17 protein-coding genes and 1 pseudogene are annotated in these 14,975 nt (G+C 54.5%); 3 read left to right on the forward strand and 15 right to left on the reverse strand.

From position 1 onward, the window contains the following. From mmuP to KQJ19_RS17610, 8 genes are all read right to left on the reverse strand, one after another. Positions 1–1,190, reverse strand: a 1,190-nt coding sequence (gene mmuP, locus KQJ19_RS17575) for an S-methylmethionine permease (protein WP_216403918.1), incomplete at its 3' end; no start/stop codon positions are given. Positions 1,191–1,464: 274 nt separating this feature from the next. After that, on the reverse strand, positions 1,465–2,676 hold the full coding sequence (mhpT, locus tag KQJ19_RS17580; protein WP_016155816.1) for a 3-(3-hydroxy-phenyl)propionate transporter MhpT: 1,212 nt from the start codon (positions 2,674–2,676) through the stop codon (positions 1,465–1,467). A gap of 68 nt (positions 2,677–2,744) precedes the next feature. After that, a complete protein-coding gene (gene mhpE / locus KQJ19_RS17585; protein WP_016151976.1) occupies positions 2,745–3,758 on the reverse strand; it encodes a 4-hydroxy-2-oxovalerate aldolase in 1,014 nt (337 codons plus the stop codon). Further along, positions 3,755–4,705 (reverse strand): acetaldehyde dehydrogenase, encoded by a 951-nt coding sequence (gene mhpF, locus KQJ19_RS17590; protein WP_200051342.1) that lies wholly within the window; start codon positions 4,703–4,705, stop codon positions 3,755–3,757. The genes mhpE and mhpF overlap by 4 nt, the downstream gene beginning before the upstream one ends. Next, on the reverse strand, positions 4,702–5,511 hold the full coding sequence (gene mhpD, locus KQJ19_RS17595) for a 2-keto-4-pentenoate hydratase (RefSeq protein WP_016151974.1): 810 nt from the start codon (positions 5,509–5,511) through the stop codon (positions 4,702–4,704). Before mhpD ends, mhpF begins: the two co-directional genes overlap by 4 nt. 9 nt (positions 5,512–5,520) lie before the next feature. After that, positions 5,521–6,387, reverse strand: a complete 867-nt coding sequence (gene mhpC / locus KQJ19_RS17600) for a 2-hydroxy-6-oxonona-2,4-dienedioate hydrolase (RefSeq protein ID WP_016151973.1) — start codon at positions 6,385–6,387, stop codon at positions 5,521–5,523. Between the two features lie 28 nt (positions 6,388–6,415). Beyond that, positions 6,416–7,360: a 2,3-dihydroxyphenylpropionate/2,3-dihydroxicinnamic acid 1,2-dioxygenase gene (gene mhpB / locus KQJ19_RS17605; RefSeq protein ID WP_046275617.1), complete on the reverse strand. Its 945-nt coding sequence runs from the start codon at positions 7,358–7,360 to the stop codon at positions 6,416–6,418. Between the two features lies 1 nt (position 7,361). After that, entirely contained in the window at positions 7,362–9,026 is a 1,665-nt protein-coding gene (locus KQJ19_RS17610) for a bifunctional 3-(3-hydroxy-phenyl)propionate/3-hydroxycinnamic acid hydroxylase (RefSeq protein ID WP_216403919.1), read from the reverse strand. A gap of 192 nt (positions 9,027–9,218) precedes the next feature. Between KQJ19_RS17610 and KQJ19_RS17615 the strand changes: the two genes are divergently transcribed. Then, on the forward strand, positions 9,219–10,031 hold the full coding sequence (locus KQJ19_RS17615; protein WP_080860313.1) for a DNA-binding transcriptional regulator: 813 nt from the start codon (positions 9,219–9,221) through the stop codon (positions 10,029–10,031). A 135-nt stretch (positions 10,032–10,166) separates the two neighbouring features. Next, positions 10,167–10,475, forward strand: a complete 309-nt coding sequence (locus KQJ19_RS17620; RefSeq protein WP_046275619.1) for a putative quinol monooxygenase — start codon at positions 10,167–10,169, stop codon at positions 10,473–10,475. 127 nt (positions 10,476–10,602) lie between these two features. On the opposite strand, the gene KQJ19_RS17625 is transcribed toward KQJ19_RS17620, so the two are convergent. The 6 genes and pseudogenes from KQJ19_RS17625 to KQJ19_RS17655 all read right to left on the reverse strand — a co-directional run. Next, complete coding sequence (locus KQJ19_RS17625) at positions 10,603–11,079, reverse strand: cold shock domain-containing protein (protein ID WP_016151966.1); 477 nt, start codon at positions 11,077–11,079, stop codon at positions 10,603–10,605. Positions 11,080–11,165: 86 nt separating this feature from the next. Further along, a complete protein-coding gene (locus tag KQJ19_RS17630) occupies positions 11,166–11,411 on the reverse strand; it encodes a DUF2543 family protein (RefSeq protein WP_216403920.1) in 246 nt (81 codons plus the stop codon). A 317-nt stretch (positions 11,412–11,728) separates the two neighbouring features. After that, entirely contained in the window at positions 11,729–12,376 is a 648-nt protein-coding gene (locus KQJ19_RS17635) for a hypothetical protein (RefSeq protein WP_253296372.1), read from the reverse strand. Continuing rightward, positions 12,357–12,800: a hypothetical protein gene (locus tag KQJ19_RS17640; RefSeq protein WP_216403921.1), complete on the reverse strand. Its 444-nt coding sequence runs from the start codon at positions 12,798–12,800 to the stop codon at positions 12,357–12,359. The genes KQJ19_RS17635 and KQJ19_RS17640 overlap by 20 nt, the downstream gene beginning before the upstream one ends. Continuing rightward, positions 12,797–13,204, reverse strand: a complete 408-nt coding sequence (locus tag KQJ19_RS17645; protein ID WP_216403922.1) for a polymorphic toxin type 25 domain-containing protein — start codon at positions 13,202–13,204, stop codon at positions 12,797–12,799. Before KQJ19_RS17645 ends, KQJ19_RS17640 begins: the two co-directional genes overlap by 4 nt. A 431-nt stretch (positions 13,205–13,635) precedes the next feature. After that, positions 13,636–14,304 (reverse strand): annotated as a pseudogene (locus KQJ19_RS17655) (filamentous hemagglutinin); the annotation flags it as partial. Between the two features lie 214 nt (positions 14,305–14,518). On the opposite strand from KQJ19_RS17655, the gene KQJ19_RS24050 reads away from it, so the two are divergent. Next, a complete protein-coding gene (locus KQJ19_RS24050; protein WP_103765927.1) occupies positions 14,519–14,704 on the forward strand; it encodes a SymE family type I addiction module toxin in 186 nt (61 codons plus the stop codon). A 55-nt stretch (positions 14,705–14,759) separates the two neighbouring features. Here the strand turns inward: KQJ19_RS24050 and KQJ19_RS17665 are convergent. Continuing rightward, the coding region (locus KQJ19_RS17665) for a MafI family immunity protein (protein WP_216403925.1) at positions 14,760–14,975 on the reverse strand (216 nt) is incomplete at its 5' end.

Consider the following 14,975-nt stretch of genomic DNA (forward strand, 5'->3'; position numbering starts at 1 on the left):
GCCTTACCCTGTTGCAGATGACGGCGGCGAAAAACAAAGTGCGAGGCGCAGATGCTCAGCCACACCGCCACCACCGCAAACCCGGAGATTGCCGACAGCGCGACAAATACCGTGTCCGGGGCCACCACGCTGGAAAACAGCGCCAGTACGCCGCCAAGCATACTGACCGACAGCGCCGTCAGCGGCACGCCGTTTTTCGTTACTCGCCCAAAACAGGCTGGCAGCGTACGTTCATTCGACAGCGACCAGAGCATGCGCCCGGAGGCATACAGCCCGGAGTTCGCCGCAGAAAGAATGGCTGTCAGGATCACGAAGTTAAAAATATCGGCGGCGTACGGAATACCTACCTTCTCAAACACCAGCACAAACGGGCTTTTCTCCACGCCCGCCTGCTGCATCGGGATCAGCGCCGCCAGCACAAACACGGTGCCGATAAAGAAAATAATCAGTCGCGCGATGGTGGTACGAATCGCCACCGGGATCACCTTGCGCGGATTTTCCGTTTCACCGGCGGCAATACCGATAAGCTCAGTTCCCGAAAAAGCAAAGTTCACCGCCACCATAGTCATCAGGATCGGTAAGCCGCCATGCGGGAACCAACCTTCCGCTGTGATATTACTCAGCCCCGGCGCGGGCGAGCCATCCTGCATCGGGATAAAGCCAAAAATCGCCGCCCCGCCGAGGATAATAAAGGCGATGATAGTGACCACTTTCACCAGCGAGAACCAGAACTCCCCTTCGGCAAAAAAGCGCGTGGAGATAACGTTCAGGCCAAAAATAATCACACAGAACACCACGCACCAGACCCATACCGGCACCAGCGGAAACCAGTACTGCATACAGAATCCGGCAGCGGTAAAACTCGAACCAAGCGCCACGGTCCAGGTCAGCCAGTAGAGCCAGGCCACGGTATACCCCGTCGCCGGGCCGAGATAGCGCGCGGCATAGACGTGAAACGCCCCGGTCTCCGGCATCGCGACCGACAGCTCGCCCAGACACTGCATAACCAGCCAGACCACCAGCGCGCCAATCAGATAGGCCAGTAGCGTTCCCGCGGCCCCGGTAGTGGAGATGATGTAGCCGGTATTGAAGAATAACCCTGTGCCAATCACGCCGCCTAAGGAGAGCATAATCAGATGACGCGTTTTCATCGTGCGCTTCAGTGGCGCATTTTGTTGTGTTGTTTGCATATAACCTTCCAAACGTATGGACATCTAAACATCCAAAGAAGGTTTGTTATACCGCGTTTGTTAACACAATGCAAAGTCAACCCTGCACCAGACGCAGATGACCGCGCCGGGCGCTTAATATCGGGTGGGGGTTAATTATCAAATATAAAAAGGGCCGCCAGCTCATAACGCCTCCGTTGCCAGGCTTTACATAAACTCTGGCAACGTCATCGCCGGCTGGCGTTCACCCGGAAGTGGGAACCGTATCTCCCCACTCATACAACCGAACGATTGTTTATGAGCCACTGGTCGGGATCGGCATCTGCGATTTACGGCTCATCAGGAAAAATACCGCCAGCCCTGCCAGTAAAATGCCCGGCGCAGAAGCTGCCATCACGCCTACCGTTCCAGTGCCGAGCGCTAACATTTTTCCTGCCAGCAGCGGGCCGCTCATCGCCCCCAGACGCCCAACGGCGACGGCGGTACCCACGCCTGTCGCGCGGATCTGCGTGCTGTAAAACAGCGGAGCCAGCGCATACAGCACGCTTTGTCCTCCAGTGGCAAACATCCCCGCCACAAATCCAGCCATCAGCATACCGCTCAATGACGACACCGTCCCCAGCGCCAGCAGCGAAGCCAACATCCCGGTGTAGATCAGAAGCGACATGACCACCGGGCGCAGTTTGTCCATTAACGCCCCGAGAATTAACGTGCCGCTGGCCGCACCGATTTGCAGAGCAAACATCACGCCAGCCGCCTGCGAGGGCTGAAAGCCCTGCTCCACCAGCAGCATCGGCAGCCAGTTGATCAGCATATACACCACCAGCAGGGTGAAGAAATAGCACAGCCACAGCAGCAGCGTGGCTGTCGCGGTAGCAGGTGCGAACAGGGCGCGCAACGGCGCGGCGGCCACCTGCGTTTGCTGGGCATAAACCTGTGATTCTGGCAGCCAGCGCATCAACAACGGCACCAGCAGCAGCGGGATCACTCCGCCAACCCAGAACACCGTTTGCCAGGCTGCGGCCAGACCGCTAAACCCGAGCGCCGCCGCTAACGCCGCGCCAATCGGCACGCCACAGTACATCAGGCTCACCGCCGTACCGCGAAAACGCGGGCCCGCCGCTTCGGAGGTCAGCGCGATCAGATTCGGCAACGCCGCGCCCAACCCGACGCCGGTCATCAGACGGGCAAACACCAGCGACGAGAAATCCCAGGAAATCGCCGTCGCCAGCGAGAACAGGCCGAACAGCGCCACGGAGGCAATAAGAATGCGCTTGCGCCCATAGCGATCGGCCAGCATGCCGCCCACCAGCGCGCCGGGCAGCAGTCCGAGAATGCCCGCACTGAAGATCCAGCCCATCTGCATTTTATCCAGCGCAAACGCCTGGGCGATACCGACGGCAGCGATCCCGGCGGCCTGTAGATCCAGCCCTTCCATCAGGGCAACTAAAAAGCAAAGCCCGACGGTTAACGTCAGGCGGTAAGATGTGGGGGTACGGGTAGTCATAAGATGTACCTCTGAGGTCACGATGCAGGTGAGTCGCGGCTGATACGTTGCCAGCCGCGTAATCATTTTTATTTGCTATTGCGCAGATCCAGCGCCACGTCGACGATCATATCTTCCTGGCCGCCCACCATTCGGCGTTTGCCCAGTTCAACCAGAATATCGACCGCGCTCAGGCCATAACGCGCCGCCGCCACTTCGCAGTGACGCAAGAAGCTGGAGTACACCCCGGCATAGCCCAGTGCCAGCGTTTCGCGATCCACCCGCACCGGACGGTCCTGCAGTGGACGCACCAGATCGTCGGCGGCGTCCATCAGCGCATACAGATCGGTGCCGTGCTGCCAGCCGAGCTTATCCGCAGCGGCGATAAACACTTCCAGCGGCGCGTTGCCCGCGCCAGCGCCCATACCCGCCAGGCTGGCGTCGATACGGTCGCAGCCCTCTTCCACCGCGGCAATCGAGTTCGCCACGCCGAGGCTCAGGTTGTGATGCGCATGCATTCCGGTTTCTGTCTCCGGCTTCAGCACCGCTTTCAGGGCGCGGAAGCGGGCGCGAATATCGCTCATATTCATCGCCCCGCCAGAATCGACCACGTAGATACACGTCGCGCCGTAGTTTTCCATCAGCTTCGCCTGCTGCGCCAGATTCTCCGGCGTGGTCATATGGCTCATCATCAGAAAGCCGACGGTATCCATGCCGAGCTCACGCGCGTACTGAATATGCTGGGCCGACACGTCCGCTTCGGTGCAGTGGGTCGCCACGCGCACCACTCGCGCGCCGGCCTGATACGCGTTTTTCAGGTCATGAAGAGTGCCGATGCCCGGCAGCAACAGCGTGGCGATCTTTGCGTGTTTGACCACGTCTGCTGCCGCTTCAATCCACTCGAGGTCGCTGTGCGCGCCAAAGCCGTAGTTAAAGCTGGAACCTTGTAAACCGTCGCCGTGGGCCACCTCAATGGAATCAACCCGCGCGTCGTCCAGCGCTTTGGCAATCTGGCGCACGTTTTCCAGCGAATACTGGTGACGAATCGCATGCATACCGTCACGCAGGGTCACGTCAGAGATATAGAGTTTTTTACCGTTCATGCTGCTTCTCCTGGCTGACGGGTGAGTGACTGCGCCATCTGCTCAGCGGTCGCCAGCGCGCTGGAAGTCATAATGTCGAGGTTGCCCGCGTAGGCGGGTAAATAGTGCGCCGCCCCTTCCACTTCCAGATACACCGCGGTTTTCAGCCCGGAAAACTGACCAATACCCGGCACATTCACCGGTTTATCCTCCGGGATGACTTCAAACTGGACGCGCTGTTTCAGGCGATAGCCCGGCACATACGCCTGCACCGCCGCCGCCATGTCATTAATCGACGCTTCAACTTCAAGCTGAGAGGCCGCTTCGCTCAACACATACACCGTGTCGCGCATCATCAGCGGCGGCTCAGCCGGGTTAAGTACGATAATGGCTTTGCCTTTAGCCGCGCCCCCCACCACTTCAATCGCCTTCGAGGTGGTTTCGGTAAACTCGTCGATATTGGCGCGGGTGCCCGGTCCCGCAGATTTACTGGCGATCGAGGCGATAATTTCGGCGTAATGGACTTTTGCCACGCGAGAAACCGCCGCCACCATCGGGATGGTCGCCTGTCCGCCGCAGGTCACCATATTGACGTTCTGCTGGTTAACGTTGGTCTCCAGATTCACCACCGGGACGCAGTACGGGCCGATCGCTGCGGGCGTCAGGTCGATCAGACGGATCCCCGGTTTTACGGCGCGCAGCACGGCGTCATTTTTCACGTGCGCGCCCGCACTGGTGGCATCAAACACGATGTCGATGTCGGCGAATTCTGGCATCGCAAGAAGCCCCGTCACCCCTTCATGGGTGGTGGCAACGCCCATACGCCGGGCGCGTGCCAGACCGTCGGATTGCGGATCAATCCCCACCATCACCGCCATCTCCAGACGTACGCCGTGACGCAGAATTTTAATCATCAAATCGGTGCCGATGTTGCCAGAGCCGATAATGGCGACTTTACGCTTACTCATGACTGACTTCCTTTTGTAACCGCCGCTGAAAAGGTGGCGGCAACTGAACCAATACCGTCGATATGGGCTTCGAAACGATCGCCCGCATTCACCGCCACCATCGGGCCTAACGCCCCGGTGAGAATAATGTCCCCGGCACGCAGCGGCTCGCCGAGGCTGGCCATTTTGCGCGCCAGCCACACGGCGGCGTTGATCGGATGTCCCAGACATTCGCTACCGCGCCCGCTGGAAACCTCTTCGTTATTGCGCGTCATTTTCATCGCGCAGTTTTTCAGATCTAATCCTGCCGGACGTTGTGCCGGACCGCCGACCACATACACGCCACAGGAGGCGTTATCCGCCACGGTATCAACAAACTTGATCGACCAGTCGCGAATACGGCTGCCGACCACTTCCAGCGCGGGTAGCACCCACTCGATGGCGTTGTACAGCTCGTCAAAGGTGGTATCGGCATTGGGCAGATCGCGGTTCAGCACCAGCGCAATCTCCGCTTCAATACGCGGTTGTAGCACGCGGGCAAACGCAATGGTGTCGTTGTCGCCGTAGCACATGTCGGCGAACAGCGTGCCGAAGTCCGGCTGATCGACGCCCAGCTGCTGTTGCACTTTCGGGTGTGTCAGCCCCACTTTGCGCCCGACGACGCGACGCCCTCGCGCCACGTCATACTGCACATTGATACGCTGAATGGCGTAGGCCGCTTCGGCGTTATCCACGCCGATCAGTTCACGCAACGGGGCGATAGCGTCCCCTTTTTCCTCAGCCTGACGTAAATCGGCGGCTAACTGCTCAAGATTAAGATTCGTCATGTCCGTTCCTTAAGGGCGTGCGAGGAAGTTCAGCACCAGCTGGTTAAAAGCATCCGCATGTTCCCACTGTGCCCAGTGCCCGCAGTCGCGGTAGATGTGCAGCTCAGACCCGGCAATCCCGGAGAGCAGGCGCAGGCCGGCGTCCATCGGCACGAAGCGGTCGTTGCGTCCCCAGACAATCAGGGTCTGGGCTTTGATTTCCCCCAGGCGCGGGCTGAAATCCGGAAACTGTTTCGGGTTGGCTTCAAGGCTGTGGACAAAGTTTTCCAGGTGATCGCGACGCGACAGCATGTTATTCAGACGCGCCTCAAACAGCGCCTCGGTCAAGTCGCTGGTGTCGAAGACAAAGATCTCCATCATCAGCTTCAGGTTCTCGATGGTCGGTTCGCGGTACAGCTGATTCAGGCGCTTGATGCCTTCGGTCGGCATCGGGGTAAACAGGCTCATGCCCCCCGTCCCGCCGCCCATCAGCACCAGCTTGCCCACACGCTCCGGCCAGCTCAGGGTGAACGCCACGGCACTGTGGCCCCCCATCGAGTTGCCCAGCAGATGGATTTTCTGAATATCCAACTGATCGACCACGCTTTTCAGGATGCGAGCATTAAGATCGGATCGCGAACCGCGGTTAACGATGCCATCGCTTTTGCCCCAGCCAGGACAATCCAGCAGGATCACCCGGTATCCAGCCTCCACCAGCGGATCGATATTGCGGCTGAAGTTCGCCCAGCCCGTCGCACCCGGACCAGACCCATGCAACAGCACGACGGTCTCTTCGCCCTGCCCACAGTCATTGAAATGCACGCGCAGCGTTTCGCCTGCTTCCTGCACCTGCAGAAAACGACTGGTTGCGGCTTCGGTTTGCGGTTGGTAAGTCATGATGTTCTCCTGCATATTCAGTTCTGTTTCAGTTCTGTGTGGTGGCGCTCAGGGAGCCGAATCCAGCGATCCACTCTGGGATCGGGCGGTAATAACGGCCTTCGCTGCGCCAGTTGCCAAAGGCAGAAATAGCGGCGAAGGCAGCAACCCAGGTTTTAACTTCGTGCGTTGATTTGCCCGCCATCGCGGACAGTTCTTCGTTACTGACCGCGTCCAGCTCCTGCAAACGCCCCTGTTCAAGCAGCGTCATAAAGCGGTTATCCCAGACAGGATTAAGCGGATGCAGCGTGTGTTGATCGGCGACAAACTTCTCGGCGGCGCTGATCACCCGCTGCTGGCGCAGCTCGCGCTCGTTTTCAGGCAGTTGTTTGCCGCTGCCGAGCAGGCGGTCGCGCATATGGGCATCAGCCTTCGCCAGCTCCGGGACCGGCGGCTGATGCGACAGGCCGCCGGAGCCTAAAAACAGCACACGCTGATTCAGCGAGCTGGCGAATCGGCCAATCGCTTCACCGAGCATGCGGGTACGCTGAAAGCCCGGCAGCGGCGTGGCGACGCCGTTAATAAACACTGGCAGCACCGGCACGTTATCCAGACCACCGAGCAAAAACTCCAGCGGCTGCGCGAAGCCGTGATCGACCTGCATGTTGTAGGACACGGCGAGATCGATGCCGCTTTTCATTACCGCGTGGGCGCAGGCTTCAGCGAGATCTGTCGGCACCGGCAGTTCCCCCGCCGCGCTGCCGAAATCGCCGATCGCCGTAGCGCCTACGCCTAAACAGAACGGCGGCATCACGTCGTAGAAAAATCCGTTGTAGTGATCGGGGGCAAACAGCACCACCAGTTCAGGGTCGAACGCCGCAATACGTGCCCGGGCGCTGGCGATCACACCGTTAACCTCGTCGAGCACGGCCTGCGCCGGGTCGACGTAACCCACCAGCGGCGAGTGGGAAAGACAGTGAAGATAAGCGTGCATATCAGGCCACCTTTTCAGCGGGAATGTGGGCATTAACGCGGGTGAGCGTCATCACCGACGCCAGTTTATTCAGGGTACTGCCCAGGGTTTGCGGAATGGCGATGGCGGCTACAAAGCGGTCCGGGCGTATCACCACCAGCGCGGCGTTGTGCTGAGCAAACCACGCGCGCAGGCGGTTTTGCGTATCGCCAATGCGGGCAACGCCGTCGTGGTTATCCTGATCGGTTTGTATCTGTGTATCCGGCACCACCTGGATAAACTGCGCCCCCAGCGCCTGCCACTGTTGGATCTGCGCCTCGCTCATGCCCCACAGCGGGTTACAGCCCCAACCGATCACCGCGAAATTCGGTCCGATGACGTTGTCGAGCAGCGTCACTTCACCTGATTCCAGCGTTACCTTCGGCTGGATAAACATCTTGCCAACGGGAGAGGTTTTCGCGTCGCCTTCACGCACCAGCGCCCCAGCGTGGTACTGCGGCATCGGCTTAAAGCGCATTTCAAGGAAGTAGCGTTTGACCGGCGGAATGTAGTTCAGCAGCCAGGAAACCCCGTCGCGCACCGCGCCGTGCCAGCGTTTCGGCGGCGCAAGTACGTTGCCTGCGGTCACCGAGAGATCGATCATCGCTTTGGCGTGGTCGCGGCGCTCCTGCTGGTAGGTATCCAACAGCGCATCACCGGCTTTACCCTCAATCACCAGCGCCAGTTTCCACGCCAGATTGAAGGCATCGCGCATGCCGCTGTTGTACCCCTGCCCTTGCCAGACCGGCATAATGTGCGCCGCATCGCCCGCCAGCAGCACGCGGTCAATGCGAAAACGTTCGGCCAGACGTGCGTTATGGGTATATACGCGCTGGCGGATCAGCTCGACGTTGTCCGGGTTCGGCAGCACTTTGCTCAAAAGCTGGCGCATATTCTGCGGTTCGCTGAGCTGCGCTTCGGTTTCCCCCGGCATCACCATAAATTCAAAGCGGCGCACCGCGTGCGGCAGCGCGGCGGAGACATACGGGCGCACCGGATCGCAGCACAGATACACATGCGGCGTGCTGAGCGGATCGTTTGCGATATCCACCACAATCCACTGATTCGGCGCGGTTTTGCCTTCAAATGGCACATTCAGCGAACGTCTGACGTTGCTGGCCCCACCGTCGCAGGCCACCAGCCACTGAGCTTTCACCGTTTCACGCTGGCCATCCGGCGCTTTCAGGTTCAACGTCACTTCACCATTTTGCTGGCTGAAGGCTTCCAGTTCTCGGGAGAACAGGCAGCGCACGTTGGGAAAACGCGACAGCCCTTCCAGCATCACCGCGTCCACCTGCGGCTGAATAAACGCGTTGCGGCGCGACCAGCCAAATTCGTCGGTCATCGGCTGGATATCAGCAAAACAGCGCCCTTTCGGGGTGAGAAAGCGCATCGCATGCCACGGCGTGGTGTGCGGCAGAACATTTTCGACCAGACCGACGGACTGCATGGTGCGCAGCGCTTCATCGTCAATGCCGATGGCGCGAGGATAGTCGATAAGGGTATCGAGCTTCTCCACCACCAACACCTCAATGCCCATCTGGCCAAGATAGTTCGCCATCATCAGCCCTACCGGACCGGCTCCGGCAATCGCTACCTGCACGGTGTGCTGCACAGCGGGTTGGATATCTGGATTTATTGTTGTCATTTCAGAACCTCACTACTCGGACAAAATGCAATTGCAGACCCTGGTGAGGCGCAATCGTCTTTTGTTAAAATAATGTGAATAATTTTTTATTGTGCCGTCAGTATAGAAGTGAGTTTTTGCGCTACAATCAAAACATGCCTGGATGTGCACTAAGTGCACAACGTTGTTTTAACTGTAGATTTGTCAATAAATATGAAAAGTGACGACAGTACCGAATACAAAACCGTGCGCGGGTTAACGCGCGGACTAATGTTATTAAATATGTTAAATCGTCTCGACGGCGGGGCCAGCGTTGGCCTGCTGGCAGAGCTGAGCGGCCTGCACCGCACCACGGTCAGGCGACTACTGGAAACCCTGCAGGATGAGGGTTACGTCCGGCGCAGTCTGTCCGATGACAGCTTTCGCTTAACCATTAAGGTCCGTCAGCTCAGTGAGGGATTTCGTGACGAGCAGTGGATTTCTGCGCTCGCCGCCCCGCTGTTGGGAGATTTGCTGCGGGAGGTCATCTGGCCGACCGACGTTTCCACGCTGGATGTGGACGCGATGGTGGTGCGTGAAACCACCCATCGCTTCAGCCGCCTGTCGTTTCACCGGGCGATGGTCGGGCGTCGTTTGCCGCTGCTGAAAACCGCATCCGGCCTGACCTGGCTGGCATTTAGCCCGGAGAATGAACGTCAGGAACTGATTGAAATGCTGGCTTCACGACCAGGAGATGAGTTCCAGTTGGCGCGCGAACCGCTGAAGCTCGACGCCATTTTGAGCCGTGCGCGAAAAGACGGTTTTGGCCAGAACTTTCGCGGTTGGGATCAGGAGGAGAAAATCGCCTCCATCGCCGTCCCCATTCGCAGTGAACAGCGGGTGATCGGCTGCCTGAATCTGGTGTATATGGCCAGCGCCATGACCATCGAACAGGCCGCGGAAAAACATCTTCCGGCCTTACAAAAGGTGGCGAAACAGATAGAGGACGGCGTTGAGTCGCAGGAGATTTTGGTTGCCGGGAGGTGAGATGGATCACAGTTAAGCGGATCATCGGATTAATAGCTGAGATAACTCACTCACCGACCGATATAACACTGTGGCGTCTTGCCCTAAATATATCTTCATCACATAGTGTGCATTCGTTTTCTGCCAGGAGGCTGCATGTTAAAGGTCATTGCCGAAGATTTCATCAAACCTGAGTATATTGAAACCGTTCTCCCTTGGTACCGTGAGCTAATATCGGCAACGAAGAAAGAACCGCAATGCATTGCTTATGACCTCTATATTGATGAAAAAGATCCGGGGCATTTTATTTTTATCGAAGAATGGCCAAACCACGCGGCTCTCGATGAACATTGTGCCAGTGAGCATTTCCGGCGACTTGTGCCGTTAATCGATCAATACACGCGCCAGGAAGCACGTTACATACTGATGGATGACGTGGTAATTCCAGGTGCCTCATCAAAATAAAAAAACAGAATGGAATTTGCTATTTGGCTCAAATGGATATTCCCTTCTGACAAAAATACGCATAAAAAAACCGAAACCCCGCTTCTGAAAAGAGCTGGATTTCGGTTTTCATTCACTCTGAAGGGCTTCAGACCTTAAGCAGTTTCACCGTCTCGTCGATATCGATTTCATCTTCCGAGAAGATCAGCGTCGTGCCCTGGAAGGTGGTGATGGCCAGCTTTTTCAGCGTGCGCATTTCACCAGGCTTCACGTCTGATTTCGGTCGGATGCTGTTCATCAGCACACCAACGGACAGCACCGCATTTTCTTTGTCGATACGAGTCTCAGCAGGGACTTCTTCGCTGTAGACCAGGTAAGACTTGATCGCCGTGAGCTTCAGACGCTCGCCGGCGATATAGATGTATTTGCTGTCGGGTATGACTTTTACCGCGTAGGCAGATAAGCCTTTGTTGTTGGTGGTAGGCTCAAAGGTCACCGCCGCGTCTTTCTTGATCAGCTCAGGATTAGCAACCTTAATCACATGAAAATAGCGGTTGTCGCCGTTTTCATCTTTGATAAATCCAAAGCCTTTATCTTTAAACCACGTTGTGATTGTTCCGTTCATTGCTGTTTCCGCCTGATTAAACCTATTACTTGTAGAGTATACCTACTCAATTTGCGCGCAGTGTAAAACACAGGCCATGTCTTTGGCTACTCGTTACCCCAACGATTGAGGAACTCCGCGATATCATCGATACGCTGTGCGTCGACTCCAGCCTCGGTTGCCATCTCCTGCTGCGCTTCTTCGCTGATCTCTTCATTGTTCATCAAACGAGTGATCAACTGCTGGAAGTAGAGTGCCAGTGCGTCGCGTTCTGTATCGCTCACCGGCTTTGCAGCTTCAGTCGCGTATTCGTCGGCGATATCATAAAATTTTAGCGGAATTTCGTTGTTCATCGGGTGCTCCGGGGTAAATGCGTGTGCCAGCAGTTGCCTGCCGCGTCTGGTGTGAATGATAGCATTCTTATTTCATGGTTCGCGATATGTTTTATTGGCTGCAATACGTTGCATATATCAACACTATTTTCTGGATCCGCTTCGTATTTAATAAATCAGCCCTTATTTAAATGACTGTGTTTTTATTCAGCTCGGTATAACAGCCACAGGTTAAATAGTGTAGTAACGAAGGAAAGTAGTTAAAGTCTTTTCCCGGAGCATTAAATGATTTAGGGGATATTCTGGTGATTAAACAGCAAAAAATAATGATTCCCCTGCTAGCCTGCTAAGCGAAGCGCCATCGAGCATTTATCCTCGCCGCCACTCCCCCTCCAGGATGGCGGTGTACCTACCCCTGTTAAGCCTGACATTATGAAACTGAGATAATCAAATTTATCTCCTGAATTACCAGTTGCAATCTGAACAGCGCCGTTCGCGCCATAACTCAACCCGGCGCTGACAACTTTTTCACCCAGCGTGGCTGATGACGTTAACAATGAACCTGCTCCGGCAACAGTACCCCAGTAATTTTCTGACTCTCCGAAGAAGGCCAGTGCCCTATCACTTTGTGGCGTATTGCTGTTCAGATAGTTCAGGTCATAGCTGTTACCGTCAGTGACGTAATCCCTCACATCCTGGTTTTCCAGCGAACCATATAACCAGCCAGGTCTGCCCGCTGCGCTGAGTCCACCCTCAATATTCCATTTATCTTCCCCGGACAGCGCCGTGAGAGGATCCGCAGCGACATCAATATGCAATTTCTGTCGATTGTCAGCACTCATTACAGCATATTTATTCTGGATATCACCACAGTCCCCCCCGGGTTCACGACAGGCTGTCATTTCTTTATCGAAAGCCTGTGTTTCATCCCAGCTAAGATAGTTATTCTCAACATTAGTGATAAGCCTATCTAAATAATAATACATACATTACTGATGCAATATATAAAGCTCTGAGAAACCATAACAAAGCCCCAGCAAATCCATAGGTTTTTCCTGCTAATAGTATGCTAAAAAAACCCTTCCGACCATCAACTGCACCCTTGAAATGGCCAGCATATTTGTAAAAATACAACGCTAGAAACCAAGTTATCACAATCAGTGGAAAGTAAGCTACTCCCTGACCATCAATGATGAATTTGAGAGCATATGATAATGGGAAACCAACAAGCAACGCTATCCTCCCCATAAATAAACTAAAGGACTTCCTTCTAAGGAAAAATATGCCACTAAAATATTCATTCATGCCTATTGGAGAATTTAGGGGCAGCATATTGCTTCTAGCATAGTGAAAGAATGATATGAAAAAAATTGCTAGTGATAGCGCGATCGTGATGATATCGGGGCTCATTTTGCTTTACCCTGGTAGAAGTCATGATGAAAGAATTCAGTTCCAGAGGAACCGTTGATATCCACTTTTTTACCGGCAACATTGGTTGATATTCCGCTCCACCCCCAAGCCGGCCCTACTCCGAAACTAAAACCAACACCATCTTTTCCATAAGATATTTCGCTAGAAACGATCCCGAGCCCAAAGCCTGCGGAACTATTTCTTTCGGAATTAATAGATCCGGAGAAATATGGTCCAAACTGTATCCCTATTTGCCCAGAGATACGCCCACCAATAGCTAAGGTTTCTCCACGATTAGCTGAAAACTGGGATGGATCTATACTTGTATCAAAATAATAACCGGCACCTGCACCTCCGGCTACTTCACCTTTAGCATATGGTTTCACCTTGACTCTGTTCCCCATGAAGGCCCCATATGCGAAGCATCTATTGCATCACCGACCTCTGCTGCGCTCTTTCCTTGCTGATTCGGATCAAATGCCAGAGATGCATCCTGCTGTACGCGAGGCGGCACAAGCTCAGACATTGAGTTATTCTCAACAACAATTCGTTCCGACACGGTTATTGAGATCGCGAGTAAGTTTTCCTTATTAGTTCAGTAGGTTATGGACCGTTTTTACTAATGTACTTGGGCGCTGATGGCGTTTTTCCCTGACATGCATTTTTGCACTCATCGACATTGGAGTCCATATGATTTAGGGCAAAACCGCAACCTCAAACCTAGCAAAGCGAAACATGCCCATAGTCAAATTCAGCCTTAACTTTTCCATTAATTTCAAATACACAATACTTAATGCGATAAAAAGAGGCAGGTGCAGAAACTTATTTTGCTTTCTCATTTTTTGCGATCCTCCTGAGAGGATTTCTGCTCTATATACTTCCCGCTAAGTTCAGATCCCACGCTACCACCGATATCGCCAGCTATACCTGGAAAATAGCTAGGTGTCATTTCTTTTGAAAGCCCAAGCTCTCCTTTCACTTCAGTAAACTGTCTCAGAGCAGGATTAAACTTAGGATCCCAACCACCTTTCCACCAGTTAACACCAGAATTAACGCCCCATGAGACCCCTTTACCGATGCCATAGCCAATACCCGAACCGGCCCCATTGATTAGCGCACCCGACAGCGGGTCTTTATTGTCAATCCAGTTACCCAGCGCACCACCTGCGGCATTCCAGCCGACTGTACCTGCCAGGCAATTCCCCATACTGAATACATTCACCCAACCAGCAATGGCTGCGTTTGCAGGGTCTATAGTACCATCAGCCAGATAACTGATACCGGCATTCGCACTTGCTCCCAGTCCCCACATAGCCTGAGCACCACCAGGAAGCAGAGCCACTGTACCTGTTGCCAGAGCAAGTCCTACCGCATCCCGTTCATTTTTAGCCTTCTGGCATGCGGCTCCATCAGGATTATCAGAACAGCTCGCCATATCGATCCCATGTTGACGTATCCATGCAGCCTGAGCATCTTCACTACCACCGAGTAAATTATTCTCAACAACAACTCTTTCCGACGCAGGTTGCGACGATGAACCCGTTTTTTCCCTGTAGCATCAGCATGTTATAACCACTTTTTCCCTATGCATTTCACGGAACCGGATGCAACATCCCGATACGCGGTTTTGCTCCCCCGTTTTCTCTTTCCCCATCGCTGTTAAAGAGCCTGTAAACGCGATTCTACGCCAAAGATCTTTTTCCAAAGCACAGCGGCGGATGAAGATCGGCTATGTCAGTATCCGGCATTTTTACCACCACAACTACACTGCCACCTGGTTTTCCCGCAGCCCCAGCCTGCGCCTGAACGGTAACTGGCTGGCAGAAGTGGGATTCAGCACCGACACGCCGGTCATTGTCAGCGTGGAACAGAGACGACTGGTAATCGAGCCGGTTAAGGGCTGACGGTTAAGAAGAAGATCCCGGCCTGAGGCAGGGATTAGTCATAGCTATCAGGATGTTATTTCTCTGGATTGATATATGTATATCTACTATCTATTTCTAGTCCAAGATCATTAGCTATTTTAAGCACTTGTGTATATTCATCTTTGCTAATCACAACATCATAATCAGCGATGTGATCACATAGCGTTTCGAATGCTAATACGTTCTCTGAGAACCCAATATAATCTAGGGCAAAGTCAACTAGCGAAGGATCCAACCGATCCTTTAACCC

It is taken from the genome of Citrobacter sp. S46_ASV_140 (genome assembly GCF_018919545.1).
Lineage (GTDB): Bacteria > Pseudomonadota > Gammaproteobacteria > Enterobacterales > Enterobacteriaceae > Citrobacter > Citrobacter braakii.